22 protein-coding genes are annotated in these 25,598 nt (G+C 64.7%); 11 read left to right on the top strand and 11 right to left on the bottom strand.

The genetic code is table 11. From position 1 onward, the window contains the following. Positions 1 to 79 precede the first annotated feature (79 nt). Positions 80 to 850 carry a hypothetical protein gene (locus MTX23_RS05415; RefSeq protein ID WP_280975601.1) on the bottom strand — a complete coding sequence of 257 codons (771 nt, stop codon included), beginning with the start codon at positions 848 to 850 and terminating at the stop codon, positions 80 to 82. A gap of 135 nt (positions 851 to 985) precedes the next feature. Here MTX23_RS05415 and MTX23_RS05410 point away from each other — a divergent pair, with 135 nt between their 5' ends. Continuing rightward, positions 986 to 2,530: a sodium:proton antiporter gene (locus MTX23_RS05410; RefSeq protein WP_280975600.1), complete on the top strand. Its 1,545-nt coding sequence runs from the start codon at positions 986 to 988 to the stop codon at positions 2,528 to 2,530. Positions 2,531 to 2,544: 14 nt separating this feature from the next. On the opposite strand, the gene MTX23_RS05405 is transcribed toward MTX23_RS05410, so the two are convergent. The 4 genes from MTX23_RS05405 to MTX23_RS05390 all read right to left on the bottom strand — a co-directional run bounded on the left by MTX23_RS05405 (position 2,545) and on the right by MTX23_RS05390 (position 7,066). After that, on the bottom strand, positions 2,545 to 3,351 hold the full coding sequence (locus MTX23_RS05405; RefSeq protein ID WP_280975599.1) for a glucose 1-dehydrogenase: 807 nt from the start codon (positions 3,349 to 3,351) through the stop codon (positions 2,545 to 2,547). 109 nt (positions 3,352 to 3,460) lie between these two features. Next, complete coding sequence (locus tag MTX23_RS05400; RefSeq protein WP_280975598.1) at positions 3,461 to 3,874, bottom strand: DUF1850 domain-containing protein; 414 nt, start codon at positions 3,872 to 3,874, stop codon at positions 3,461 to 3,463. Next, positions 3,835 to 5,946: a TRAP transporter permease gene (locus MTX23_RS05395; RefSeq protein ID WP_280975597.1), complete on the bottom strand. Its 2,112-nt coding sequence runs from the start codon at positions 5,944 to 5,946 to the stop codon at positions 3,835 to 3,837. The genes MTX23_RS05400 and MTX23_RS05395 overlap by 40 nt, the downstream gene beginning before the upstream one ends. A gap of 172 nt (positions 5,947 to 6,118) precedes the next feature. Further along, positions 6,119 to 7,066, bottom strand: a complete 948-nt coding sequence (locus tag MTX23_RS05390) for a TAXI family TRAP transporter solute-binding subunit (RefSeq protein WP_280975596.1) — start codon at positions 7,064 to 7,066, stop codon at positions 6,119 to 6,121. A 740-nt stretch (positions 7,067 to 7,806) separates the two neighbouring features. Between MTX23_RS05390 and MTX23_RS05385 the strand changes: the two genes are divergently transcribed. Next, positions 7,807 to 9,024, top strand: a complete 1,218-nt coding sequence (locus MTX23_RS05385) for an EAL domain-containing response regulator (RefSeq protein WP_280975595.1) — start codon at positions 7,807 to 7,809, stop codon at positions 9,022 to 9,024. Between the two features lie 141 nt (positions 9,025 to 9,165). Here the strand turns inward: MTX23_RS05385 and MTX23_RS05380 are convergent, their stop codons facing one another. Continuing rightward, on the bottom strand, positions 9,166 to 9,645 hold the full coding sequence (locus MTX23_RS05380; protein ID WP_280975594.1) for a hypothetical protein: 480 nt from the start codon (positions 9,643 to 9,645) through the stop codon (positions 9,166 to 9,168). Positions 9,646 to 9,838: 193 nt separating this feature from the next. On the opposite strand from MTX23_RS05380, the gene MTX23_RS05375 reads away from it, so the two are divergent. After that, positions 9,839 to 10,138 (top strand): hypothetical protein, encoded by a 300-nt coding sequence (locus tag MTX23_RS05375; RefSeq protein ID WP_280975593.1) that lies wholly within the window; start codon positions 9,839 to 9,841, stop codon positions 10,136 to 10,138. A 42-nt stretch (positions 10,139 to 10,180) separates the two neighbouring features. On the opposite strand, the gene MTX23_RS05370 is transcribed toward MTX23_RS05375, so the two are convergent. Together MTX23_RS05370 and MTX23_RS05365 are read right to left on the bottom strand one after the other, a co-directional pair. Then, positions 10,181 to 11,380 (bottom strand): hypothetical protein, encoded by a 1,200-nt coding sequence (locus tag MTX23_RS05370; protein WP_280975592.1) that lies wholly within the window; start codon positions 11,378 to 11,380, stop codon positions 10,181 to 10,183. Between the two features lie 179 nt (positions 11,381 to 11,559). After that, complete coding sequence (locus MTX23_RS05365) at positions 11,560 to 12,189, bottom strand: CoA pyrophosphatase (RefSeq protein ID WP_280975591.1); 630 nt, start codon at positions 12,187 to 12,189, stop codon at positions 11,560 to 11,562. Positions 12,190 to 12,268: 79 nt separating this feature from the next. On the opposite strand from MTX23_RS05365, the gene MTX23_RS05360 reads away from it, so the two are divergent. The 3 genes from MTX23_RS05360 to MTX23_RS05350 all read left to right on the top strand — a co-directional run bounded on the left by MTX23_RS05360 (position 12,269) and on the right by MTX23_RS05350 (position 14,046). Then, entirely contained in the window at positions 12,269 to 12,694 is a 426-nt protein-coding gene (locus tag MTX23_RS05360; protein ID WP_280975590.1) for a PaaI family thioesterase, read from the top strand. A 12-nt stretch (positions 12,695 to 12,706) separates the two neighbouring features. Next, positions 12,707 to 13,723, top strand: a complete 1,017-nt coding sequence (locus tag MTX23_RS05355; protein ID WP_280975589.1) for an aldo/keto reductase — start codon at positions 12,707 to 12,709, stop codon at positions 13,721 to 13,723. 122 nt (positions 13,724 to 13,845) lie between these two features. Then, a complete protein-coding gene (locus MTX23_RS05350) occupies positions 13,846 to 14,046 on the top strand; it encodes a hypothetical protein (RefSeq protein WP_280975588.1) in 201 nt (66 codons plus the stop codon). A 106-nt stretch (positions 14,047 to 14,152) separates the two neighbouring features. On the opposite strand, the gene katG is transcribed toward MTX23_RS05350, so the two are convergent. Next, entirely contained in the window at positions 14,153 to 16,339 is a 2,187-nt protein-coding gene (gene katG, locus MTX23_RS05345) for a catalase/peroxidase HPI (protein WP_280975587.1), read from the bottom strand. 119 nt (positions 16,340 to 16,458) lie between these two features. Between katG and MTX23_RS05340 the strand changes: the two genes are divergently transcribed. Next, complete coding sequence (locus tag MTX23_RS05340; RefSeq protein WP_280975586.1) at positions 16,459 to 17,412, top strand: LysR substrate-binding domain-containing protein; 954 nt, start codon at positions 16,459 to 16,461, stop codon at positions 17,410 to 17,412. Between the two features lie 962 nt (positions 17,413 to 18,374). On the opposite strand, the gene coaA is transcribed toward MTX23_RS05340, so the two are convergent. Together coaA and MTX23_RS05330 are read right to left on the bottom strand one after the other, a co-directional pair. Next, positions 18,375 to 19,307, bottom strand: a complete 933-nt coding sequence (gene coaA / locus MTX23_RS05335; RefSeq protein WP_280975585.1) for a type I pantothenate kinase — start codon at positions 19,305 to 19,307, stop codon at positions 18,375 to 18,377. A gap of 372 nt (positions 19,308 to 19,679) precedes the next feature. Next, positions 19,680 to 21,278, bottom strand: coding sequence for a L,D-transpeptidase (locus MTX23_RS05330; RefSeq protein WP_280975584.1), 1,599 nt, complete (start codon positions 21,276 to 21,278; stop codon positions 19,680 to 19,682). Positions 21,279 to 21,785: 507 nt separating this feature from the next. Here MTX23_RS05330 and MTX23_RS05325 point away from each other — a divergent pair. The 4 genes from MTX23_RS05325 (at position 21,786) to MTX23_RS05310 (ending at position 25,582) form a co-directional block, all read left to right on the top strand. After that, entirely contained in the window at positions 21,786 to 22,061 is a 276-nt protein-coding gene (locus tag MTX23_RS05325; protein ID WP_002714638.1) for a DUF1153 domain-containing protein, read from the top strand. Positions 22,062 to 22,234: 173 nt separating this feature from the next. Next, a complete protein-coding gene (fliF, locus tag MTX23_RS05320; RefSeq protein WP_280975583.1) occupies positions 22,235 to 23,872 on the top strand; it encodes a flagellar basal-body MS-ring/collar protein FliF in 1,638 nt (545 codons plus the stop codon). A gap of 1 nt (position 23,873) precedes the next feature. Beyond that, the gene (gene fliG / locus MTX23_RS05315; RefSeq protein WP_280975582.1) at positions 23,874 to 24,959 is read left to right on the top strand and encodes a flagellar motor switch protein FliG; all 1,086 of its coding nucleotides are present in this window, start codon (positions 23,874 to 23,876) and stop codon (positions 24,957 to 24,959) included. After that, positions 24,959 to 25,582 (top strand): FliH/SctL family protein, encoded by a 624-nt coding sequence (locus MTX23_RS05310; RefSeq protein WP_280975581.1) that lies wholly within the window; start codon positions 24,959 to 24,961, stop codon positions 25,580 to 25,582. Before fliG ends, MTX23_RS05310 begins: the two co-directional genes overlap by 1 nt. Positions 25,583 to 25,598: the final 16 nt, after the last annotated feature.

The following is a 25,598-nucleotide window of genomic DNA, read 5'->3' as shown; positions in this document are numbered from 1 at the left end:
TACGGATAGTTGGCTCTCTTGGCGGCCATTGTCATAGGCTCACCCGATAATTCAAGCCGTAAACTGACCGACGTTAGCACTAGTATCCGTCCGCGCCGTTCAGCCGCTGCAGCCGCTCGCGCATCTCCTTCTGCAAATCGTAGCCGGGCTTGCCGAACTGGATATTGCGGCGGGCGATGAACTGATCCTGATCGCGCTGCAGCTCGCGCGCCTGACGCGGATCCTGCGCCTCACGGATCGCACGGACGGTCGATGCGTTGATCTCGCGATCGAGGTCGGCGAGGCCGGGATTGGCGCAGATCGCCTTTTCGACCGCGCGGCGCGCCTTGCGGCAATCGAAGCTCGGCTTGCCGGCGACCGCCATCATGGCGCCCATCCGTTCCAGCTCGAGCGATAGCGACTTGTAATTGGCCTTGGCCGCGGCGTGATCGGGATCGAGCTTGAGCGCGGCGCCGAAATCCATGATGGCCTTGGGCCGGTCGCCTTTCCGGCGCCAGAGCTCGCCGCGCGCATTGTGCGCGTCGGCCTGCCCCGGATCGAGCCGCAGCACGGTGTCGTAATCGCCGATCGCGCGATCGATCATCTGCTTGCGGTCGAAGGCGGCGGCACGCGCCATCAGGGCCTTGATGCGATCCGACTTGGCCGCCTTCTCGTTGTCGATGAACGCGCCGCAGACGTCGATCGTCTTGTCATCGTCCGCTGCTGCGGCCGCGGCCACGCAGGGGCCCGGATCAGCCTCGACGTCCTTGCCCGGTTCGCTACTGGTCGCGCACGCGACGCCGGCCATGATCATGCATGGCAGGGAAACGCTCAGCAGCGCCAGGGCCAGATGTCCAGGGTTGCGTCGCATCACAATCGCCGACAAGACGTCCCTCTCCCGCGCCTGAACCAACCAGACGGCTGCCCTGCGGACAGCACGCAATTTGCCGCAAAACCACACGCTGGATTATACGTCAATTGCGACGATCGGCTGCACGGGGGCATCTTGCTGACATTCGAATGGATCATCGGCCTCCTGCTCGCCGCCGTTGCGCTGTCGGCGCTGGCGCGGCGACTCAAGGTCCCCTACCCGACGTTTCTTGCGATCGGCGGCATGCTGCTGGCTCTGCTGCCGTCGGGTCCGTCCTGGATCCTGGAACCGAAGCTCGCGCTGGCGCTGTTCGTTGCGCCGGTCCTGCTCGACGCCGCCTTCGACACCTCGCTGCGCGATCTCCGCAACAACTGGCTGCCGGTTTCGACGCTCGTGCTGGTCGCGGTCGGCGTCACGACGGTGGCCGTTGCCGTCGTCGCGCGCTGGCTGCGCCCGGACATGCCTTGGGCCGTTGCAGTCGCGCTCGGCGCCATCGTGGCCCCGCCCGATGCCGCGGCAGCGACCGCGATCCTGCGCCAGGTCAGCTTGCCCTATCGGATCCAGAAGATCCTCGAGGGCGAAAGCCTGCTCAACGATGCCAGTGCGTTGCTGAGCTATCGTGTCGCCGTCGGCCTGATCGCCGCCGAGCACATGAAGGTGCGCGAGTTTGTGCCCGCCATCACCTTCGCACTGCTCGGAAGCCTCGCCGCCGGCTTTCTGTTCGCGCAGGTCTGGATGACGATGACGCGCCGCATCACCGAGGCGCCGAGCGCAATCATCACGCAGTTCGCCGGTACCTTCATGGTATGGATCGTCGCCGAGCATATCGGGCTATCCGGCATCCTCACCATCATCGCCTATGCGATCACCATTGCCCGCACCGCACCGACCCGCACCTCGGCGCGGCTGCGCGTGTCATCCTATGCGGTGTGGGAAACCGTCGTCTTCGTCCTCAACGTGCTGGCGTTCATGCTGATCGGCATGCAGTTGCGCCCGATCTGGTCGGGGCTCGACGCCGACGTGCGGTACAAATACGGCAGCTTTGCCCTGGCGATCCTCGCCGTCGTGATCGTCGCCCGCATCGCCTGGGTGATACCGTATGGCGCATTCCTGCGGGCCTTGAAGGCGCGCGGCGTGCTTCCGCCACACGTGGTGGCGGCCGTACCGTCATTGCGACGCGGCATTGTTGTGTCCTGGTGCGGGATGCGCGGCATCGTCACGCTGGCGGCCGCCTTTGCGCTGCCCGAGTACTTTCCGTATCGCGATCTGATCCTGCTGACGGCGTTTGCCGTTGTGCTTGGGTCGCTGGTGATCCAGGGCCTGACGCTGCGGCCGCTGATCCTGGCACTGAAATTCGACGACGACGATCCGGTTGCGCGCGAGGCCGCCCACGCCCGCAGCGTCTCCTTTCGCGCCGCGCTCGACGAAATCGAATCGGACCCGTCCGAGGAAGCCGAAATCCTCCGGCTCGAATACCGCGCTGTGCTGTTGCGCGCCGAGACCGACCCCGAGGGTGGCCTGGCCTCGCGCGAGCTCCCGGCGGATCCGCTGCGGCGGCGTGCCGTCGCCGCGGCCCGCCGGGCGCTGATCAACCTGCGCCGCGCCGAGCAGATCGGCGACGACGCCTTCCATCTGGTGGAGGAAGAGCTCGATCGCGCCGAGCTCAGCGTGGAAGCGTGACGGGTGCGTCGCGTTCAGGCCCCTGACTTGGAGGTGATGCCGCCATCGACCACGAGCTCGATGCCGGTGATATATTTCGATTCGTCGGAGGCGAGAAACAGTGCCGCATTGGCAACGTCCCAGGCGTCGCCCATGTGCCCCATCGGCACCTGCGCGTCGCGGGCGCGCCACATCGCTTCCACATCGCCCTTGGCATAGCTTTGCGCCAGCCCCGCCGAATGCGCGACCATCGGCGTCTTCATCAGTCCGGGCAGGATCGCGTTGACGCGGACATGCTTGGAGGCGAACTCGACCGCGGTCGAGCGCGTCATCTGGTTCATCGCGGCCTTGCTCGCATTGTAGCTGACATAGGAAATGCCGACATGGCGGATCGAGGCGATCGAGGAGATGTTGATGATCGAGCCGCCGCCCTGCTTGATCATCACGGGAATGACGTGCTTCATCGCCAGATAGGCGCTCTTGAGATTGACCGCGAAGACGCGATCCCATTCGGCTTCGCCCACCTCGACCACGCTGCCGACCTCGGCGATGCCGACATTGTTGTCGAGCACGTCGATACGGCCGTAGTTCTTCAGGCAGGCTGCGACCATCGCCTCGACCTCGCTGGCGCGCGACACGTCGGCGGTGAATGCAGTCGCCTTGCCGCCCTCGCCGGTGATGATCCCGACGGTCTCTTCCGCGGCCGCGCCGTTGCGATCGACGCAAAACACGCTGGCGCCCTCGCGCGCGAAGGTGACGGCGGTCGCCTTGCCGTTGCCCCAGCCGGGCCCGATCGAGCCCGCGCCGACCACCATCGCAACCTTGCCCTTGAGCCGATCCATCGATTGTTCTCCCCTGTTGTTCTTGTAGCCCGTGTTGTTCTTGAAGCCCGGATGAAGCGCAGCGCAATCCGGGGCCGGTGTTCCCGGATTTCGCTTCGCTACATCCGGGCTACGGATTCGGGCACACACTCATCGTGGTGACATTAGCACCGATCGGATGCCCGAAAATCTCCGATAGCGTCTGGCAGCTTCCTTCATGACACAGATGCCATTCGCCGGCGGCGCCGGAATTGCCGAGCACGACCTGCGGCCTTGGCACGGGCGCCGGCGCCCACTGGAACCAGCCGTCGATAAGGCGCGCCTCCGGCGGCGGCTCCATGCCGGCGCCGAATCCCTTGATGCGGGCCTGGACAAGCTCAAGGCCGGCCTCCGTGACGCGCCAGTCTTCCTGCCAGGCCGTCTTCTCGATCGAATGCGTCCAGGCAAGCGTGAAGGCTGCGACCGACAGCGCCTTCACGACACCTGCCGAGGCGAGGCAGAGGCTCAAGCCGCCGCCACCGCGTTGCGCGACCGCTGCCGCCACTGCCACAACACGAGCGCCGCAGCGAGCGTGAAGCCCGCGGTGTCCGAGAACGGGAAGTCGCCGAGCAGGCAGAGCGCGCCGGCCAAGGCCACGGCCAGTTCGATCAGGGTCAGCCGCGTGAACAGGAAGCCGATCGCGACCACGCCGAACAGGGCGATCGCGACCAGCGCCTTCAAGGTCGCGAGGGCCACTGCGCCGTAGAAGCCGAGCTGCGCGACCATCGGATCGTTGGTCTGCAGCATCAGCGCCGGCGAATAGACGAAGATGAAGGGAATGACGTAGCCGGCAAGCGCGATCCGCATTGCCTCCCAGCCGATCTTGTCGGGATTCTCCTTGGCGATCGGCGCCGCCGCAAGGGCCGCGAGCGCCACCGGCGGCGAGAGGTCGGCCATGATGCCGTAGTAGAACGCGAACATGTGGCTTGCGATCAGCGGCACGCCGAGTTTCGCCAGCGCGGGCGCCGCGAGCGCCGCGGTGATGATATAGGTCGGGATGGTCGGGATGCCGGTGCCGAGCAGGATCGACAGCAGCATGGTCATGATCAGCGCCAGGAACAGGCTCTTGGCGCCGAGGCCGATGATCCAGCTGCCGAAGATGGTGCCGACGCCGGTCTGCGTCATCATGCCGATGATGGTCCCGACAATGGCGCAGGCCATGCCCACCGTGAGCGCCGACTTGGCGCTGTCAGCGAGCGAGTCGCGGCATGCGGCGAGCATGGCCCGGCCGCCGCGGGTGATCGCGGCAATGGCGATCAGGCCGGTGACGATGCAGGCGACCGGAACGATCTCGAGCCCGTTGCGCGAGACCGCCGCGACCACCAGTGCCAGCCCGATCCAGAAGATGTAGCGCAGGACGGTATTGGACAAGCCGAGGGTGATGCTGGTGCCCAGGATCAACGCGACCGTCAGCGCAAGCCCCATGCTGCCGGCATAGAGCGGCGTGAAGCCCTCGAACAGCATGTAGACAAGCGCCGCGAGCGGCAGCACCAGGTACCAGCGCGCCACCAGCGCCTTCCAGGCACTCGGGATCTCCGAACGCTTCATGCCGACCAGGCCGTGCTTGCCGGCCTCGAGATGCACCATCCAGAACGCGGAGGCGAAGTAGAGGACCGCCGGGATCACCGCGGCCTTGACGATCTCCGAATAGGGAGCGCCGAGCGTCTCCGCCATGATGAAGGCGACCGCACCCATCACCGGCGGCATGATCTGTCCGCCCATCGAGGCGGTGGCCTCGACGCCGGCCGCGAAGGCGCGGCGATAGCCGAACTTGATCATCAGCGGGATCGTGAACTGGCCGACGGTCACGACGTTGGCGACGCCCGACCCCGAGATCGTGCCCATCATGCCGGAGGCGAACACCGCGACCTTGGCGGGTCCGCCGCGGGTCCGGCCGAACAGGCCCAGCGAGACGTCGGTGAAGAGCTGGATCATGCCGGCGCGCTCGAGGAACGAGCCGAACAGGATGAAGAGGAAGATGTACGTCGCCGAAACGTAGATCGGAACGCCGTAGAAGCCTTCGGTGCCGAAGGAGAGATGTGTGACGATCTGATCGAAATCGTAGCCGCGATGATTCAACGGCGACGGCAGATACTGCCCGAAAAACCAGTAGAGCAGACAGGCGCCGCACATCAGCGGCAGCGCCGCCCCCATCAGCCGGCGCGTGCCTTCGAAGATCAGCACCGCAAGCAGCGTGCCCACCGCAAGGTCAGTGGTGGTGGGATCGCCGTCGCGGGCGATCAGGTCGGCGTAGAAGATCCACTGGTAGAGCCCGCAGAGGAAGCCGGCGCCGCCGATGATCCAGCTCAGCGCGCGGCCGAAATCGGTCTTCGCCGTGAAATTACCGATCAGGCCGAAGGTCAGCAGGATCAGGAAGCCGACATGGACGCCGCGCACCACCTGGCTCGGCAGGTAGTTGAAGGCCGCGACATAGAGCTGGAACACCGCAAACGCGAGCGCGATGGCGTAGGCCAGGTAACCCCAGCCGCCCGATCCGAACCCCTCCGGAAACCCGTGCTCGAAATTGTCGAATTCAACCTTGACGGGCTGTCGAGCGCCCTCGGCCTGCTGTTGCATGAATTAGTCCCCCGCGGTCCCCGCGACGCTGACTGCACCTGCCTGGCGCCTGGGCCGCGTCCGCCGTACGTCATGCGCAGGCTCGACCTGCGCATCCATCGAAAATCAACCTCTTTAGAAAGATCGATGGCCGGGTCAAGCCCGGCCATGACACCTGAACCGACGCCGTCTCTTACTTGATCAGGCCCTTTTCCTTGTAATAGCGGATCGCACCCGGGTGCAACGGCACCGGGCTGCCGCTCGCAGCCGTCTCGAGCTTGATCTCCTTGCCCGCGGCATGAGCATTGGCGAGCTCCGGCAGCGATTCATAGACCAGCTTGGTCATCTGATAGGCGAGATCGTCTGATACGGCGCTAGAGGTGACCAGATAGTTCACCACCGCTGCGGTCGGCACATCCTTGTCCTGGCCGGTATAGGTGTTGGCCGGGATGATCACCGAGGCGAAGGGCGGACCGATCTTGTCGACGGTCTCCTTCGGCACCGCCACCACGGTAATATTGGTCGAGGTCGAGAGGTCCTTCAGCGAGGCGACGCCGAGACCGGCGGATTGCAGTGTCGCGTTGAGCTGACGGTTCTTCATCAGGTCGACGGATTCCGCGAACGGCAGATACTCGACCTTGCCGAGATCCTTGTAGCTCATGCCGGCGGCCGCAAGGATCGCGCGGGAATTGAGCTCGGTTCCGGACTTCGGCGCGCCCACCGACAGGCTCTTGCCCTTGAGATCGGCCAGCGTCTTGATGCCGCTTTCGGCGGTCGCGACGATCTGGATGTAGTTCGGGTAGATCGCGCCGATCGTGCGCAGCTTGTCGAGCTTGGTCTTGAAGCCGGCTTCCGCATCGCCTTCCCAGGCCGCCTTCAGCGAATCACCGAGCGTGAACGCGATCTCGCCGCGGCCTTGCTGCAGCAGCACCAGGTTCTCCACCGACGCCTTGGTGGCCTGTACCTGCGTCTTCACGTTGGGGATCTTGTCGCCGTAGATCTTACCGATCGCGACGCCGAGCGGATAATAAACGCCGGAGGTCCCACCCGTCAGCACGTTAATGAACTGCTCGGCCCGTGCGACAGGCGCCGACAAAACGCTGGCTGCCACGATCGCAGCAGCCACCAACTTCGAATTCATGAGTATTATTCTCCCCTTGAGCCGGCCGGAAATTGGCCGGACACCCCCGCCGGGTCAACCCATCCAAACGACGCATGCATTGTCGCAGCCGCATCGCGCCGCAATCGCGACCGGATGCGGGAACCCGGCGCCAAAAGGTTGAGGCACGAGCCCTACCCGCTAGGTATTACTTGCAGCCGCCCGAAACGCCCATCGCGCGGGCGCGCGATGCGCTGAACGTCTTCCTTGCCGATGCGCGACGGGCTCGTCCTCCATCTGGCAATCCACCTTCTGACCGAGCGGAAGAGCGCAACGCGCGGTTCGGTCACATGGACGCCGCAGATCAGATGGGCCGACGCGCTCCACTCTCTTCAAAGATCACGATGCGATGCGCGCGGTGTTGGCGCGCAATTGATTCGCGTCTGATTCGCGTCACGCCGCGCAACCTGACGTCCAACAATGGCGCAGATTGACCGCCGACGCGAGCGCATCAACACAGAGATTAACACCGTCCCTTGATGGAACACGGCGTCGTCGAATCCGGCGACGATCGTGAAGCCGTCAAATCGTGCTCATGAACGCCAGATGACGCATTTATTGCAGGCCGAGATGCGGCGTCATGTGCCACTTCCCTCGCAATTTAATTCGAATTCGCGGCCTTAAGGTTAGCGAAGCAATGCATGTATGATCCCGAAATTTCCATGATTGCCCGCGCCGCTCCGATGTACGACTCGCTCGGGGCTACTCCGAATAGGGCGGGCATGAATCACATCAGTCATATCGGATACGCACGAGCCGGCTGGTTCGGGCACCGCAAGCTGACACCGCGCGCATGCATCGCGGACAGCAAAAAACACCTCCGGACCTTCCTTGCGGAGGCACTAGAGGACCTCGGCTTCATCACCAGCGAATGCGGTCAGGCCGACGAACTTGACGCCGTATTGGACGCTGAACAACCCGATCTGCTCGTGCTCGGCGTGTCCGTGGACGGGATCGAAGTCAGTAAAATTCTCGAGACTTTGGTGAGAAAAGAGTACGGCGGCAAGGTGCTCGTCATCGGCCGGCCGGACTCGATCATCGTCAAGGCGGTCAGACAGATAGGCGACGAATACGGTATCTCGATGCTACCGGCATTGCCGACACCTTTCAGCGCCGCAACCCTTCGTGACACCCTTGCGTCACTGATTCCGGCCGAACCTGCGCCAAGCCCGGCAGTCGACGTCCCCGAAGCCTTGAAGGCCGGGTGGCTCGAGCTCTGGTACCAGCAAAAGATCCACCTCCGGACGTTGGCTCCAAGCGGAGCCGAGGCGCTGATCCGGATGCGCCATCCCGCCTGGGGCATCGTTCCGCCTGCGTATTTCATTCCCGACGAGGGCGATCCGCACTTCCAAGCCCTGTCCGAATTCGTCATCGAGCGGGCGATCGAGGACTGGCGATATCTGATCGAGCAGAAGGGGCCGGTTGATCTCTCGATCAACCTGCCGATCTCCTTCCTTGCCAACGCCGATGCAGTGCGCGAGCTCTGTCGCCGGATGCCGGATCACCCGGCGTTCGCAGGCCTCCTGATCGAGATCGACAGCGCAGAGCTCATCGACAATCTGGACCTTGCGATCGATGTCGCCAGGCGCGTGCGCCTGCACAACATTGCGATCTCGATCGACAATGTCGGCGCCAATTGGCCATCTCTGCTGGGGCTCGAGACCTTTCCCTTTGTCGAACTGAAGGTCGACCATCAGTTCGTCACCGGCTGCGCGGATCAGCGTCTGAAGCAGACGGTGTGCCGCCGGATCGTCGAGCTGGCCCACGACAACGGTGCGCGCGCCGTTGCGCAAGGGGTCGAGAGCCGCGCGGATTTCCTTGCCGCGCACGACATGGATTTCGATCTGGTCCAGGGGTACCTGTTCGGAAAGCCGATGGGCCTCAGGAAGTTCGCAAGATCGCGCCTTCAGCTTCCGGCCGAAAGGGACGTCGCGTCCTGACGCAGGACTGCGTCAGGTCCGGGCGCTGCGATCGATTCCACGCAACGCCTCGCCGCGGGCGATCTGCCGCTTGGCATTCGAATAGGTCGGGACTTCAAGCAGCGAACCGTCGAGCTCGACCCGACCAAGACCGCACCGTCGTCACTGGAACGTCATATCAAGGCATTTCGAGATGTCGGAGCCGAGCCCCGACGAGATGGTGATGCAGCCGCGGATCTTCTGGGTGTTGTTGTCGCTCGCCCAGATCGCATAGCCGCCGGGGCCGAAGAACGAGTTGGTGTTCGGCGGCTCGGTCTCGGTGGCGTCGAACGAATAGTTGCCGTCGGTATCGAAGATGCGCGGCTTCTTGGTGCAGCCGCCGTCGGCCTGAACGTTGATGACCTCTTTGTTGTCACGCGTCAGCGCCAAGGATACCTGGCAGCGAAAGTATTCCGAGGTCTTGGTGTTGAACAGATAGGCGTACGACCTGCAGGTCGCAGTGTTGAGCTTGCCGGCCGAGAGACCTCGGCTGCAGGCGATCCGCTGGTTATTGGAGAGCTTGAATTCGTCCGCCTGCGCGACCGAAGCCAGCATCATCAACGACAGAGCGACACCGAAACCGATCTTCACGACGTGGTGCATACGAATCATCCCAAGGTGTGTTCTGGCAATGAACTGGTTGTAGACGGAAACGCGAAGATAGTCGCGAGGCGGAAAATCACAAAGCCGCTGACATGCGCGGGTGGCCGCGCCCATTGTCGTATTGACGGCTCAGCGACGTTCGTGATTTGTTCAAGATGCTGATACGACGCCATTTTTCGGCCGGAGGTGGATCATGACGCATTTTTCAACCAGGACCTTTTTCGCGACAGCCGCCCTTATCGCACTGACAACATCCGCCTTCGCCCAATCGGCGAGGCCGTGGGAGCTGAAGACCGACATGGGCTATGCCTATGGCAAGGACGGCAAGACCTGGTCATACAAGATGGGCACCAACAATGCCGGCACGCTGTTGAAGGGAGCCAAGAAGGTGCCGAAGGGCACGCTCTTTTTTATTGGCCAGAACGGCCAGCTCTACATGCGCTCCGGCCCCTATCTCGAGAGCGACGGCAAGTTCATGTTCGGATCCGAATAGGACTCCAAACTCGCATCCATCCACAGTAGCGGCGGGTGACGATCAGAACGCAGCAGCCAGTTCCTTCGCACCGGGCTTGTTGCAGTTGTAATTCATCCGCTCGTTGGTCACCGCGAGCAGCTTCGCCACCGTGTTGTGGCGGATCGCAACGGGATTGCGCTCGTAACCCGAACGCTGGAAGAAGTTCGCGGTCGGCACCCGCTCGCGCATCGCCTGCGGCATGGTCACCATGTCGAGCCCGGTGCCGTCGCCGGTCAGATTCATCATCTCGAGTTCGGCAGCAGTGAGCGGCCGGTTGTAGCCCTTGCCGCGCGCGAAGATCACCGAGGTCAGCAGCGTGTGGGTTTGCAGCATCGGGCCGACGTCGATGTCGAGCACCATGGCGTGCACCGCCCAGCCCTGCGGGGTGTCGGCGAGCCGCTGATGCGCCGACCAGTCGTCGGGCACCGTGCGCGTGAACGCGACCATCTTCTTCAGCACCGCGAGCTTGTGGTCCATCGCCTTGCGCGCCGGCCCTTGCAGGGCCGCAGCCCGTTCGGCCAGCGCCTTGATGAAGAGGTGGCCCTGCTCGGCGAACAGCTCGACGCTGTTGGTGGTGAGCAGCTGATTGTAGCCGACCGCGGTGGAAATGGCGCGCCTGCCGCCATGCTCGATGCCCGACTGTACGTCGTAATTGCCGGTGCCGCCGGTCTCGAAAGAATAGACCCGCACCGCCTGTTCCGGCGTAAGGCCCGCGGCCCGCGCATATCGGGCATAGGCACGCTTGAAGTCCATCTCGGAGGCGGGACGCTGCGGTGTGAACTGGAATTGCTCGGCGGCCGCGCGGACGAAATCCGCGACCAGCGGGATCGGTTTGCGCGGCGGCCGCGGCCGCTCCTCTTCCTCCTCCGGCGCCGGATTCACCGGCCGCTTCGGTCCCTGATAGACCGGCGGCTGCTCCAGCACGTAGTCGTCGAGCGTGATCTGCACGCGGTCGCGGCGCTTGGCGTTGCGGGTGCGGCGCTTGTCGGCGATCGCGTTCCAGTAGGCGTCCGCCTCCTGCTCGAAGGCGGCGCGCGCCTCCAGATATTCCTTCAGCTTGCGGCGATATTCGGCGATCGCAAAGGGGGATACCGCCTGCGCCATCGCGTTCGCGGTGGCCGGCGGCAAGACGTGGGTCTCACTCGCCAACACGGACGTCGCGCCCGCAGTCAGCGCGAGTGCGACAAGGCCAAGGCACGGGCGAATCAATTGCGGGCGCATAGTCCTCTTGTAGCAAGCGCGGGCGCGAAGTCAGCCCGGAATTCCGCGGGGCCGCGCGCGCCGCGATGCCGCGGAGTTGTGCCGCGAAAACAACATCTTTGCTGCATCAACGCGGAGGCATGTGGCACGCCTTGCCCGAAAGATGAACAGACAGTTACGCCGGCGCAATTCGAACCCCGCTATTTCCAGGCGAACACCGGCTGCTCCAGATCGGCGACGCGGGTGTCGCGCCCGGCCAGCACTTCGCGGAACTGATAGATCAGCGCCGCTGTCGGCGCATGGATGAGCTGGCCGCCGAGGCGGAAGCGGATCACGCGCCGCACGCTCTCGGGGATCGAGACGAAGGTGAAGGCGTCAGCGGCCTCGACCGCGTCCAGCCCGATGCGATGCACCGAAGCGACCTCGTCCGGGTTCGGCACGATCTCGCCTGTCCTGCCCGCCCAGACCACGACCGGCGTGATCAGATAGCCCGAGCGTGTCGGGTAATCGTCGAGCATGCCGAGCACGGCGCTGTTGTCGAGCGAAAGTCCGAGCTCCTCGTGCAACTCGCGCAGCGCGGCCTGCGCCTGCGTCTCGCCGGCATCGCAGCGCCCGCCCGGCAACGCCCATTGCGCGCTGTGAGCGTGGAGGCTGGCGCTGCGACGGGTCAGCAGGAACGCGGTGTCGCTGCCGTCATCGCCCTCGGTCAGCGCGATCGCGACCGCCGCACGCTTCAGCGTCGGCGCGGCGCCCGCCGGCGCCAGGCGCGTGAACGCGGCGCAGAGCTCTGCGATATTCCGCCGGGTGGCATCGTCAAATGTGCGGGCCATTGATCTTGACTACAACACAACAGCATTTGATGAAATGACCGCTAGCACATACCCACTTGCAACCAATGGACCCCATCACATGACGGCGAAGGCCGCGGACAAACTCAAATCCGACGGCTGGAAGATCGCCGACACCACTGGCTTCCTGCATCTGGTCGGCCCGCTGTGGCATCGGATGGACGATGATCTCCCGGAATACGCGCTGATCACCGAGGACAAGCATCACAACCGCCGCGGCCTCGTGCAGGGCGGTGTGATCATGACCTTCGCCGACCGCTGCTGCGGCATGACCGCGCGCCACGTCTCGGGCAAGCCGACGCTTGCAACGGTGCAGCTCGATACCCATTTCGTCGAGGCCGGCAAGATCGGCGAGATCCTGATCACTCGCCCGCGCGTGGTGCGTTCGACCCGCAGCCTGATCTTCATCACCACCGAGGTGACCGTCGACAAGCGCTGCATCGCAATGGCCAATGGTGTGTTCAAGATCCTGAAGAACGACAGCTAGGGAGTGGTCGCGATGCAATACCGCCAGCTCGGCCGCAGCGGCCTGAAGGTTTCGTCGATCTGCCTTGGCACCATGATGTTCGGCGGACCGACCGACGAGGCGACCTCGGCGCGGATCGTCGCGAAGGCGCGCGAGGCCGGCATCAACTTCATTGACAGCGCCGACGCCTACAATGGCGGCAAGTCCGAGGAGGTGGTCGGCCGCGCGATCTCCAACCATCGCTCCAACTGGATCCTCGCGACCAAGCTCGCCAATCCGATCGGCAACGATCCGAACCACGGCGGGCTGTCGCGGCGCTGGGTGCTGCAGGCGGCGGACGAGAGCCTGAAGCGACTCGGCACGGATCACATCGACATCTACTATCTGCACAAGGAAGACCACGCGACGCCGCTGGAGGAGACGGTGCGCGCGATGGGCGACCTGATCCGCTCCGGCAAGGTGCGCTATTTCGGCGTCTCCAACTACCGCGCCTGGCGCGTTGCCGAAATCTGCAACATCTGCGACCGGCTCGGCATCGACCGCCCGATCGCAAGCCAGCCCTACTACAACGCGATGAACCGGATGCCCGAGGTCGAGCACTTCCCGGCCTGCGGCTATTACGGCCTCGGCATTGTGCCCTACAGCCCCTTGGCGCGGGGCGTCCTGACCGGCAAATACGCGCCCGACGCGGCGCCGGCCGCGGACAGCCGTGCCGGCCGCAACGACAAGCGGATGATGCAGACCGAGTGGCGGCCGGAATCCCTGCAGCTCGCGCAGGAGATCAGGCGCCACGCCGAGGCCCGCGGCATCACCGCCGGACAGTTCGCGGTCTCGTGGGTGCTGAATTCGTCGTTCGTCAGCTCGGTCATTGCGGGCCCGCGCACCGAGGCACAATGGGACGAGTACATCCGCGCGCTCGACTACCGCTTCACCGCGGACGACGAAGCGCTGATCGACCGCCTCGTCGTGACCGGCCATCCCTCGACGCCGGGATTCAACGATCCGGCCTATCCGATCGAAGGCCGGCGGGCGCGAACGGAGCAGCCGTGACCGTATCACGGCGTGGCCAGTCGTCTCGGCTGCGCCGAAGCGACGCTTCGTAGCTTCCGAATTGCGCGAGAGCCGAGTCGGCTGCAGCATCCGCGCACGACAATGCCGATGCTGGTGCGCCGATGACCGCATCCAATGTGCTGGACTGGGTCGTGGCTCTGCTGGTTTGCTGGGCAAGCCTGACCGCGGTCGTCCAACCTCCGCGCGAGACCACGCGATGCGATGCGCCGTATGCGACGAGCAGCGCGCTACTAATCCCGCTGTCACCTCCGACGCAGGCGGAGGTCGACGAGATGATCCGGGACATGATGCTGCACGATTGAGCTGGATGGGCAAATCCGGAAAGACCTTCGTCAAATACAGCCCGTGAAATGATTGAGGGCAGCGCCGAAGCGCCGCCCTCACCTGTTGCTATCACTTGCCGGCCGCTTACTTGTGGCCCACGAGATCGAAGCGATCGGCGTTCATCACCTTGGTCCACGCCGCGACGAAGTCCTTGACGAACTTCTCCTTGGCGTCGGCGGAGCCATAGACCTCGGCGAACGCACGCAGCTGCGAGTGCGAGCCGAAGATCAGGTCGACGCGGGTGCCGGTCCACTTCACCGCATTGGTCTTGCGGTCACGGCCCTCGTAGACGCCCTCGCCGGCCTCGGTCCACTTCGTCCCCATGTCGAGCAGGTTGAGGAAGAAGTCGTTCGTGAGCGCGCCCGGCTTGCCGGTGAAGACGCCGTGCTTGGACTTCTTGGCGTTGGCACCCAGCACCCGCAAGCCGCCGACCAGAACCGTCAGCTCCGGTCCGGTCAGCCGCAGCAGTTGCGCGCGGTCCACCAGCGCCTCTTCGGACGTCATGAACTGCGGCTTGCCGCCGACATAGTTGCGGAAGCCATCGGCCCGCGGCTCGAGCGGCGCGAACGACGGAGCATCGGTCTGCTCCTGCGACGCGTCGGTGCGGCCGGGCGTGAAGGGAACCTTCACGTCGGTGCCGCCATCCTTCGCCGCCTTCTCGACGGCAGCAACGCCGCCGAGCACGATGAGGTCGGCGAGCGAGATCTTCTTGCCGCCCTTCTGGGCTGCGTTGAACTCGCTCTGGATGGTTTCGAGCTTGCCCAGCACGGTCTTGAGCTGCGCCGGCTCGTTGACGTCCCAGTCCTTCTGCGGGGCGAGACGGATGCGTGCGCCGTTGGCACCGCCGCGCTTGTCGGAGCCGCGGAAGGTGGACGCGGAGGCCCAGGCCGTCGACACCAGCTCGGACACCGACAGGCCCGAGGCGAGGATCTTCGCCTTGAGCGCTTCGATGTCCTTGTCGTCGACCACGGGATGGTCGAGCGCCGGGACCGGATCCTGCCAGATCAGCGTCTCCTTCGGCACCAGCGGGCCGAGGTAACGCGCGAGCGGGCCCATGTCGCGGTGCGTGAGCTTGAACCAGGCGCGGGCAAAGGCGTCCGCGAACTGGTCGGGATGCTCGTAGAACCGGCGCGAGATCTTCTCATAGGCCGGATCGAAGCGGAGCGACAGGTCGGTGGTCAGCATGGTCGGCTTGCGCTTCTTCGACGGGTCGAACGGATCGGGAATGATCGCGTCCGCGCCCTTCGCCACCCATTGCTGCGCACCCGCCGGGCTCTTCGTCAACTCCCATTCATACTTGAACAGGTTCTCGAAGAAATAGTTGCTCCACTTGGTCGGGGACTGCGACCACACGACTTCCGGACCGCCGGTGATCGCGTCAGCGCCGACGCCGGTGCCGAATTTGCTCTTCCAGCCCAGGCCCTGGTCTTCGAGCGCCGCGCCTTCCGGCTCCGGCCCGATCAGCGACGGATCGCCCGCGCCGTGGGTCTTGCCGAAGGTGTGACCGCCGGCGATCAGCGCGACGGTCTCCTCGTCGTTCATCGCCATGCGGAAGAACGTCTCGCGGATGTCCTTCGCCGCAGCGATCGGGTCCGGATTGCCGTTCGGGCCTTCCGGGTTGACGTAGATCAGGCCCATCTGCACGGCGCCGAGCGGTTCGGAGAGCTGGCGCTCCCCACTGTAGCGCTCGTCGCCGAGCCAGGTGCCTTCCGGACCCCAGTACAGCTCTTCCGGCTCCCAGACGTCGGCGCGACCACCGGCAAAACCGAAGGTCTTGAAGCCCATCGACTCCAGCGCGACATTGCCTGCCAGGATCATCAGGTCGGCCCAGGAGATCTTGCGGCCGTATTTCTGCTTGATCGGCCACAGCAGCCGGCGCGCCTTGTCGAGGTTGGCATTGTCAGGCCAGCTGTTCAGCGGGGCGAAACGCTGCTGGCCGGCACCGGCGCCGCCGCGGCCGTCGGTGATGCGGTAGGTGCCCGCGCTGTGCCAGGCCATGCGGATCATGAGGCCGCCGTAATGGCCGTAGTCGGCGGGCCACCACTCCTGCGACTCCGTCATCAGGGCATGCAGGTCCTTGATGACCGCGTTGAGGTCGAGAGTCTTGAACTCCTTCGCGTAGTCAAACTCTTTGCCCATCGGATCGGACAGGTTCGAGTTGTGATGCAGGACCTGGACGTCGAGCGTGTTGGGCCACCAGTCACGATTCGTGTGTCCACGGGTGCCCGTAAATGGGCATTTGCCCGCGCCTTCGTCGGTTTTTGCGTCCATGTTTCTTCTCCGAGGTGGTGGATTCTTGGAATGTGCTCAAACTCTTCCAAAGTAGAGTCTACGCGCCCGATTCCATCAGGTGAAATTGACTTTAATGATCACGCCGATAAGATAATCTGATGATAAATGTCACACTCCGGCAACTCAGGTATTTCGATGCGCTGGCCCGCCATGGCCATTTCGGGCGCGCCGCCGACGCCTGCGCGATCTCGCAGCCGGCGCTGTCGATGCAGATCCGGGAAATGGAACAGGCGCTCGGCGGCGTGCTGCTCGAGCGCGGCGCGCGGCAGGTGACGCTGACGAAATTCGGCGAGGAACTTTTGCATCGGGTGCGGGACATCCTGCGCTCGGTCGATGAGCTCGGCGACTTCGCGCGCGCCTCGCGCGACAGGCTCGCGGGCCGCCTGCGCGTCGGCATGATCCCGACGATCGCCCCGTATTTGCTGCCCAAGGTGATCGAGAACCTCGCGCGGCTGCATCCCGAGCTCGACATCCATGTCCGCGAGACGCTGACGCCGAAACTGATCAAGGAGGTGTCCGAGGGCCGCCTCGATACGGCGATCGTGGCGTTGCCGGTCTCGGAACCGTCGCTGACCGAGGTCGCCCTGTTCTCGGAGAATTTCCTGCTGGTGCGGCCGGGCGCGGATGCCGGAACGCCGGTGCCGAGCAGCGAACGTCTGCGCGAAATGCGGCTCTTGCTGCTCGAGGAAGGACACTGCTTCCGCGACCAGGCGCTGTCGTTCTGCAACATGCAATCCTCGCCACCGCGCGAGGTGCTGGATGCGAGCTCGCTGTCGACGCTGGTCCAGATGGTCGGCGCCGGCATCGGGGTTACCCTGATTCCGGAAATGGCCGTGGCGGTGGAAACGCGCTCGGCGCCGGTCGTGGTCTCGCGCTTCAGGAATCCGCAGCCCTCGCGCACCATCGGCATGGTCTGGCGCAAGACCAGCCCGCTCGCCGGACAGCTCCAGCAGATCGCCGAAGTGGTGTCGCTCGCCGCCGACGCATTGCACGCGCCGAAGGAAGATGGTCGCGCGAAGGAGGCGACGAAGCGCGCGATGCGGCGAAAGTAGAGTGTTGCGCACTGCTCCCTCCGTCGTCGTCCTGGCGAAAGCCAGGACCCATAACCACCAACATTAGTTGTGCAAGCGCGATCGTGGCCACAACCTCGCGCAACGGCTGGCATTCGGGGTAACGGGTCCTGGCTTTCGCCAGGACGACGCTGGGGACAGTTCTCGGTCAATGTCTCGCATTGCGAGGAGCGACAGCGACGACTTGTCCGCCGAAGCCTCGGCGGAGGCGGAAGCAACCCATCGCTCCGCCGTCATACCCCGCGCATGCGGGGTATCCAGTACGCTGCGGCCTCTCGGGTCAATCACTGCTGCCTCTGGAATACTGGATCGCCCGCTTTCGCGGGCGATGACAGTCGTGGAGATATGCCTTCGCGTTCTCGCGGCGCGTTGCGTCCGAGCTTTGTCTTTCGTTTCGCCCTTTCTTGAGCAGAGGGCGCAGGGAAAGCCGGGTGCCGATCGCACCCATGGGTCCCGAGCAAATGGAAAGCTCGGGAGGTAGGACCACAGGTGAAACCGGAGCAATCCCGGCTTTCCCTGCGCGATGGGTTACGGCTTATACGTGCTCTCCCCGGCGAGACTGGGCTTTGTTGTCACCGTCATCAGCAGAGGCATAGCCTCTTGCTGACGAGACACCTGCCACTAGGGCGTCAGGCCTGCACGACTTCACCGTCCGCCTCATGCGCACTCGTCAGTTGCGCAATCGGCGTCCACCGCATCTCGACCCAACACTCATGACGATCGCGAAGCGCCCCTCAGGCGGGTGAGACGGACCAATCTATACACTGAGTTACGATTCCGAAAAACAGAAATATTTTTGCGCGAGGGGCTTGTGCCGTCGGGCAAATCAGTGGCATGGGCCCCGATCTGCGGGACAAGCCATTGAGACACGCGCAGACTGCGGCAGATTGAAAGCCTGCGATCGCTGCAACGCTTGCTTTGACTTTTGTTGCGAGGGGCGGGACCTACGTTTCTCGCAACCAGACTTCACCGACCGAATGGTCGGAGCGCTTGCGCAGCACAACGTCGGCCCGCGTCCGCGTGGGTTGAATGTTCTCGCGGAGATTGGCGCGATGATGCTCGCGCCACAACCTGTCCGCAACCTCGCGCGCATCATTGGGTGGGAGGTCCCTGTAGTGGTGGAAATATGAAGCGGGGTCGCGGAAAGCCGTTCGCTGGAGCCGAAGAAAGCGCTCGATATACCAGGATTGGATGTCAGCCTCATCGGCGTCGAGATAGATCGAAAAGTCGAAGAAATCCGAGACCACCACCGGCGCCGTACCGCGCGCCTGCAGGACATTGAGGCCTTCGAAAACCAGGATGTCCGGTTGCCGGACGACTTGACGTTCCGAAGGCGCGATATCGCCCATCAAATGCGAGTACACGGGCAGCTCGAGGTCGCGTTCGGCCGCCTTTATAGCCGAGAGGAATCGTAACATGCGCGGAAGATCGTAGCTCTCGGGAAAGCCCTTGCGTCGCATGAGCCCACGCTCCTCCAGAACGCTGTTGGCATGCAGGAAACCGTCGGTCGTCACCAGTTCGACTCGCGGATGATCCACCCAGCGCGCCAGAAGCGCGCAAAGCACGCGCGCAAGGGTGCTCTTGCCGACCGCAACACTCCCTGCCAACGCGATAATGTAGGGCGAACCGCGCCCCGGCCGACCGAGAAATTCCGCCTTGACGCGCGTGAGGTTGCGCGCCGCCAGGAAATGAAGGTTCAACAGGCGGGTTAGCGGCAAGTAGACGTCCGCGACCTCGGCAGACGTGATGGGCTCATTCAGGCCGCGAAGCGCCGAGAGATCGGCGTCCGAGAGAGTGAGCGACGTGTTGGAGCGCAATGCCGCCCATTCGCTTCGGCCGAAGGTCGTATATGCGGACAGCTCGTCGGAGTGGGTCATTCTCGCCTGTTCACGGAGGGCCAGACACATCCCATCAATTTTGCCGAGGCAAATCCAGACACTTTAATGCGCCTTGAGGTGAGCGCGCGAGCAGGTCGGCGGTCTCGCGGGCTTGGTGCGCCTTCATCGCACAGGTGGCGAGGTTCCGATCCCCAGGTTCCCGGGAGCTTCGCGGCCTTTTTCTGCCAACCGATCGGTAGCCGGCTTCCGTTCCGATGGATCACCGCGAGATCCGCTGTGCCTTGGCCCGTGAGCGGGACTAAGCCGCGATCATCAGCGCAAACAGGTTCACAAAGAGCATCCCCGTCATTACGACCGCGGCAACGGTCCCGGCCGAGATCTTGGCGTTATAGGCGCGTCCTCTCCCGCGCGTTACCACAAGCCCCGTTGCGACGGATAGAAGCCCTGTTGCGACGGATAGACCTGCTGCGGATAATAGTACTGGCCGCCGCGCCGGCGCGTGTAGACAGGTTGAGGGGGAGCCGAATTGCCCTGGAAGAAATTGCCGAAGAAGCCGCCGCCGTCGTCGTTGCTCCAGCCGTCGCCGGCGACCTCGACATCATCGGTTCGAGGCGTAGGCTTGCGCGTGATGAAGCCGCCTTGCGGCTGGTTGCTCAGCACCGCGACAAACTCGGTGCGATAGTTGGTCTCGCTGCTCAGCGGCTCGTCCGAGATGATGATCGAGGATTTCGGCACGGCGGTCGGCGCGATGCGATCCAGCACGTCCTGCGGAATGGTGACGCGGTCGAGCGCGTCCTTGGCGTTGTCGCCATCGTCGATCGTGACCTCGGTCCAGCGCAGGCCCGCGCCGTTGCGCGCCACCGCGGTGAACACATGGGTGCCGATCGGCCGGTCGGGATCGCGGATCGTGACCGGAACCTCGATGCTGGAGTCGAACACCTCGCCGCCGTCCGGCCACGGCTTGTGGGTGTTGCGCCGCACGTAAAGCTTCTGCGTCGCGCGGCTGATATAGACCGAGACCGGCTCGAGCGCGAGCTTTGCCTCGGTCGACGCCTTCGCGGTCTCGGCCTTCTTGGTCTCGGCCGCCTTGGCGGCGTCCTTGGCGGCCGCAGCGGCGTCGAGCTCCGGCTTCGCATCGGCCTTGGCGGCATCGAGCTGCGTGCCTGCGTCCGCAGCCCTGGCGGCGGCCTTCTGCCTGGCGTCCTCAGCGCGTGCCTTGGCCTGGTCGGTCTTGGCCGCGGCGAGCACCTTGTCGGCGTAGGCGAGCTCGGCGTCGGCGCGGGTCTTGAGCTTTTCCAGCTTGCGCAGGGCCGCCGGCGTGTATTGTGCGGCGTCCTTCGCGGCAGCCGCGGCGGCTTTCTTCGCCTCGTCGGCCACCTTGGCGGCCTCCGCGGCCACGCGGGCCAGCGCTTCGGCATGCGCCGGTGCGGCGGCGATCGCTTGCGGGTTCGGCACGAACAGCGCCGGGTGGGAGAATTCGACCGGAGCCGCGTCGTTCGGCGCGATGATCACCCGCATCCCGATCCAGGTCTTGTCGAACAGATCCTCCGCGAAGTCATACGGCATCCGCACGCAGCCGTGCGAGGCGGCATAGCCGGGCAGCGGGCCGCCGTGCAGCGCGATGCCGTTCCAGGTGATGCGCTGCATGTTCGGCATCCAGGCATCGTCATAGAGCGTCGAGTGGTGGTCCTTGTCCTTCTCGAGGACGGCAAAGACGCCGGCTGGCGTCTCGCGTCCCTTGATGCCGCTCGACACCGGCGCGCGCAGGATCCAGCCGTCGGCGTCGTAGAACGTGACCTTCTGGGTCTTGATCGACACGATTGCCATGATCGGCTCGCCGGCCTGGCGCGGCGCCACCGCCTCGACCGTTGGCGCCAGACGCGCCTGCCGCGCCGCGGCCGCGGTGGTCAGCGCCATCAGTGCGGCGAGCGCCGCCAGCGTCACGATGGCGGGAACTCCCCGACGCCGCCTTGCCACGGTGGATTGTGCCGTCGTCAATCGAGCAACCATGCCCCGCCCCGGTTGGAATGCCTATCCGCCTTGCATCAATCAAATGTCAGGTCGCAAGTTCCCGATCAACTTGACTACTGCCACCGTTCACGACGCTGCCGATCCGTTCCCGGCAACGATCAGCGCGATTCGACAACGAATCTCTCATATACGACGGCCTGCGCAGGAGGAAGGTGGCCCGCGGCCCATGGCCGCGGCAATTTTGGTGTTTCGCCGGCATGCAAGTTTCAAACGCACAAGTTTCACATGGCCCGCCTTCTGACCTTCCCCGATGGAAGCACGCGAACTGGCCCATCTCATGATGCGTTGGCCGCCTGTCGCCCGGCCGATAGCCGATACCTCCACGAGGCCACTCGCCCGCACGGGCCCAATTGCTGCCCGAATCCCGCCCTGTTCCGGGCAGTTCCAACGAGATTCGTATTGAACGCTTGGGCTTAGGCAAATTTTAAATCGGTGGGCGTAGGTTACCTTCCGCGAGTTCAGTGGTTGAGAGTTTGTGAGTACGCCATGACAGAACCCCACCGCCCGAGGGTGAAATACGTCATCGGGCCCGACGGCAGCCCGTTAACGATTGCGGACTTGCCGGCCCCCGGAACCAAGCGGTGGGTGATCCGCCGCAAGGCCGAAGTCGTCGCTGCGGTCCGCGGCGGCCTGCTCTCCCTGGAGGAAGCCTGCAGCCGCTACACGCTGACCGTCGATGAATTCCTTTCCTGGCAGTTCTCGATCGACCAGCATGGTCTGGCCGGGCTGCGCACCACCCGGATCCAGCAATATCGGCAGTAATTCCGCCAATTCCCGCGGCATTTGACGAAAACCGGCTTCGCTCCGCGAGGCCGGTTTTTTTCATGTCCGCGTTTTTGCCGCGGTTCTTAATCTTCGTTAACCAGATGGAAACCATACCCTAGGCAATAATTGCCCAGTCGGACCCGCTGGGGCCGAATCCCTGGGGGCCGTTGGTGCAAAGTCTGGTTACTTTCCTGAGAGGTCTGGGTGCGGCCCGCCTCGCGGCAATGGTGGCGGTCACCGCCGCCCTGATCGGTTTCTTCGCCTTCGTCATCGTCCGCGTCACCACGCCGCAGATGACCACCCTCTTCACCGACCTGTCGACCGAGGACTCCTCGGCCATCATCAAGGAGCTGGAGCGGCAGGCCGTCCCCTACGAGCTGCGCAATGACGGCGCCATCATCATGGTGCCGAAGGACAAGGTGACGCGGCTCAGGATGAAGCTCGCCGAGAGCGGCATGCCCAAGGGCGGCGGCGTCGGCTACGAGATCTTCGACAAGTCGGACGCGCTCGGCACCACGAGCTTCGTCCAGAACATCAACCATTTGCGCGCGCTGGAAGGCGAGCTCGCCCGCACCATCCGCGCGATCGATCGCGTGCAGGCCGCGCGCGTCCACCTGGTGCTGCCGGAACGGCCGCTGTTCTCGCGCGAGACGCCGGAGCCGTCCGCCTCGATCGTGCTGCGTGTGCGCGGCGCGCTGGAGCCGCAGCAGATCCGCGCCATCCGCCATCTGGTCGCTTCCGCCGTCAACGGGCTGAAGCCGCAGCGCGTCTCGATCGTCGACGAGGCCGGCCAGTTGTTGGCCGACGGCGCCGCCACCGACGCCGACGCGTCGATCGGCGACGAGCGCCGCACCGCCTTCGAGAAGCGGATGCGCAAGCAGGTCGAGGACATCGTCTCCTCGGTGGTCGGCGCCGGCCGCGCCCGCGTCCAGCTCTCCGCCGACTTCGACTACAACAAGATCACCGAAACCTCCGACAAGTTCGATCCCGAAGGCCGCGTGCTCCGCTCCAGCCAGACCCGCGAGGAGTCGAGCCTCACCGCCGACAATTCCGGTCAGGTCACGGTCAACAACGAGCTGCCGGGCAACCAGAACCAGGACAGCGCCGCCCGCGCCCGCGACCAGAGCAAGAAGAGCGAAGAGACCAACAACTACGAGATCTCCCGCACCACCAAGACCGAGGTCACCGAGGCCGGCCGCGTCAACCGGATCTCGGTCGCCGTCCTGGTCGACGGCAGCTATTCCAAGAACGAAAAGGGCGAGCTGGTCTACCAGAACCGCTCCAAGGAGGAGCTCGACCGCATTGCCGCCCTGGTTCGTTCCGCAATCGGCTTCGACCGGAAGCGCGGCGACCAGGTCGAGGTGGTCAATCTCCGCTTCGCCGAGCCGCCGATGGCAAGCCCGCTGCCCGAGCCGACCGGCCTGCTCGGCATGCTGCAATTCACCAAGGATGACATCATGTACGTCATCGAGCTCGGCGTGATGATGATGCTCGGCCTCGTCGTGCTCTTCATGGTGGTCCGCCCGCTGGTCAAGCGCATCGTTGCGACCGACGTCGTTCCGGCGCTGGCCGGCGCGGGTATCGCCCCCACCCTCGCCGAGGCCGGCGCACATGCCGGCGAAGGCGCCGCAGCGACCGGCCAGGCCCTGATCCCGAGCGGCGCCGCGGCGCAATTGATCGACGTCGCCCAGATCCAGGGCCAGGTCCATGCCCAGGCCGTGCATCGGGTCGGCGAACTGGCCGAGCGCAATCCGAACGAGACCGTCTCCATCGTCCGTCAATGGCTGAGCGAACCCGCCGAGAGCTGACATGGCCGCCGTACCGCAGACCACAAACGCCAACGACATCACCAGCGTCCTGACGACGCTGGCGAGCCGGCAGAACGGTCGGCCGAGGAGCAAACCGCTGTCCGGCCCCAAGCGCGCGGCGATCCTGATGCTTGCGCTCGGCGAGCAGTACGGCGGCAAGATCTGGTCGATGCTCGACGACGACGAGGTGCGGGAGCTGTCGGTTCACATGTCGACGCTCGGCACCGTCGAGGCCGACGTGGTCGAGGACCTGATGCTCGAATTCGTCTCGCGGATGTCGGCGTCCGGCGCGCTGATGGGCAATTTCGACGCCACCGAGCGCCTGCTGCAGCAGTACCTGCCGGCCGAACGCGTCTCCGGCATCATGGATGAGATCCGCGGGCCCGCCGGCCGCAACATGTGGGAGAAGCTCTCCAACGTGCAGGAGGAGGTGCTGGCCAACTACCTCAAGAACGAATACCCGCAGACCATCGCCGTGGTGCTGTCGAAGCTCAAGCCGGAGCACGCCGCCCGCGTGCTCGCGATCCTGCCCGAGGACATCGCGCTCGACGTCGTGGGCCGCATGCTGCGGATGGAGGCGGTGCAGAAGGAAGTCATCGAACGCGTCGAGCAGACGCTGCGCACCGAGTTCATGTCCAACCTGTCACAGACCCGCCGCCGCGACGCTCATGAGGTGATGGCCGAGATCTTCAACAATTTCGACCGCCAGACCGAGACCCGATTCATCACCTCGCTGGAAGAGGAAAATCGCGAATCCGCCGAGCGCATCAAGGCGCTGATGTTCACCTTCGACGATTTGATCAAGCTCGACGCCGCCTCGGCGCAGACGCTGATGCGCAACATCGACAAGGACAAGCTGGGCGTCGCGCTGAAGAGCGCCAACGAGGAGGTGCGCAGCTTCTTCCTCGCCAACATGTCGTCGCGCGCCGGCAAGATGCTGATGGACGACATGGCCGCGATGGGCCCGGTGCGGCTGCGCGACGTCGACGAGGCGCAGGCGCTGCTCGTCAACCTCGCCAAGGACCTCGCCGCCAGGGGCGAGATCACGCTGACCAAGAACCGCGCCGACGACGAGCTGGTGTACTGATGGCCGCGCCCGCAAAGTTCATGTTCGACACCGACTTCTCGGCACCCGACCGCGCGCGCGAGCGTGCCGCCACCCCGGCCGAGGTCGCGCAGAAGGTCGCCGATGCGGAGGCCAGGGCCTATCGCGCCGGATACGAGGCCGCGCAGCGCGAAGCCAAGGTCGAGAGCGACCGCCGTTCCGCGCAGGCGCTGGAGGAGATCGGCGTCGCGATCAAGGGGATTGCGGCGCGCTTCGCCGGCATCGAGACGCGGATGGAGACGGAGGCCGTCGACGTCGCGGTCGCGGTCGCCCGCAAGCTCTGCTCCGAACTGATCGCGCGCGAGCCGCTCGGCGAGATCACCGCGCTGGTCAGCGACTGCTTCTCGCATTTGGTGTCGACGCCGCATCTCGTGGTCCGCATCAACGACGCGCTCTACGAGGGCGCGCAGGAGAACATCGAGCGGATGGCCGCGCATAGCGGCTTCGAGGGCCGGCTCGTGATCCTGGCCGAACCGACGATTGCGACCGGCGACTGCCGGATCGAATGGGCCGACGGCGGCGTGGTGCTGGAGCGCGCGGCGATCGAAGCGAAGATCAACGAACTTGTCGGGCGCTATCTGGCGTCCCGCAGTCAGGCCGGCTGACGGCGATGAGGGCAGA

The sequence above is a fragment of the Bradyrhizobium sp. ISRA436 genome (assembly GCF_029910015.1).
Taxonomy (GTDB): domain Bacteria; phylum Pseudomonadota; class Alphaproteobacteria; order Rhizobiales; family Xanthobacteraceae; genus Bradyrhizobium.
Note: the sequence above shows the minus strand (reverse complement) of the source record. Positions and strands in the feature narration are given on the sequence as shown.

Bases quoted from the DNA above. Each gene is read 5' to 3' on its own strand.
- MTX23_RS05355 (WP_280975589.1), top strand. From the start codon at position 12,707: ATGCAATACCGCCAGCTCGGCCGCAGCGGCCTGAAGGTTTCGTCGATC.
- MTX23_RS05395 (WP_280975597.1), bottom strand. From the start codon at position 5,946: ATGCAACAGCAGGCCGAGGGCGCTCGACAGCCCGTCAAGGTTGAATTC.
- MTX23_RS05405 (WP_280975599.1), bottom strand. From the start codon at position 3,351: ATGGATCGGCTCAAGGGCAAGGTTGCGATGGTGGTCGGCGCGGGCTCG.
- MTX23_RS05340 (WP_280975586.1), top strand. From the start codon at position 16,459: ATGATAAATGTCACACTCCGGCAACTCAGGTATTTCGATGCGCTGGCC.
- MTX23_RS05310 (WP_280975581.1), top strand. From the start codon at position 24,959: ATGGCCGCGCCCGCAAAGTTCATGTTCGACACCGACTTCTCGGCACCC.
- coaA (WP_280975585.1), bottom strand. From the start codon at position 19,307: ATGACCCACTCCGACGAGCTGTCCGCATATACGACCTTCGGCCGAAGC.
- MTX23_RS05385 (WP_280975595.1), top strand. From the start codon at position 7,807: ATGAATCACATCAGTCATATCGGATACGCACGAGCCGGCTGGTTCGGG.
- MTX23_RS05365 (WP_280975591.1), bottom strand. From the start codon at position 12,189: ATGGCCCGCACATTTGACGATGCCACCCGGCGGAATATCGCAGAGCTC.
- MTX23_RS05390 (WP_280975596.1), bottom strand. From the start codon at position 7,066: ATGAATTCGAAGTTGGTGGCTGCTGCGATCGTGGCAGCCAGCGTTTTG.
- MTX23_RS05415 (WP_280975601.1), bottom strand. From the start codon at position 850: ATGCGACGCAACCCTGGACATCTGGCCCTGGCGCTGCTGAGCGTTTCC.
- fliG (WP_280975582.1), top strand. From the start codon at position 23,874: ATGGCCGCCGTACCGCAGACCACAAACGCCAACGACATCACCAGCGTC.
- MTX23_RS05330 (WP_280975584.1), bottom strand. From the start codon at position 21,278: ATGGTTGCTCGATTGACGACGGCACAATCCACCGTGGCAAGGCGGCGT.
- MTX23_RS05360 (WP_280975590.1), top strand. From the start codon at position 12,269: ATGACGGCGAAGGCCGCGGACAAACTCAAATCCGACGGCTGGAAGATC.
- MTX23_RS05325 (WP_002714638.1), top strand. From the start codon at position 21,786: ATGACAGAACCCCACCGCCCGAGGGTGAAATACGTCATCGGGCCCGAC.
- MTX23_RS05375 (WP_280975593.1), top strand. From the start codon at position 9,839: ATGACGCATTTTTCAACCAGGACCTTTTTCGCGACAGCCGCCCTTATC.
- MTX23_RS05370 (WP_280975592.1), bottom strand. From the start codon at position 11,380: ATGCGCCCGCAATTGATTCGCCCGTGCCTTGGCCTTGTCGCACTCGCG.
- katG (WP_280975587.1), bottom strand. From the start codon at position 16,339: ATGGACGCAAAAACCGACGAAGGCGCGGGCAAATGCCCATTTACGGGC.
- MTX23_RS05350 (WP_280975588.1), top strand. From the start codon at position 13,846: ATGACCGCATCCAATGTGCTGGACTGGGTCGTGGCTCTGCTGGTTTGC.
- MTX23_RS05380 (WP_280975594.1), bottom strand. From the start codon at position 9,645: ATGCACCACGTCGTGAAGATCGGTTTCGGTGTCGCTCTGTCGTTGATG.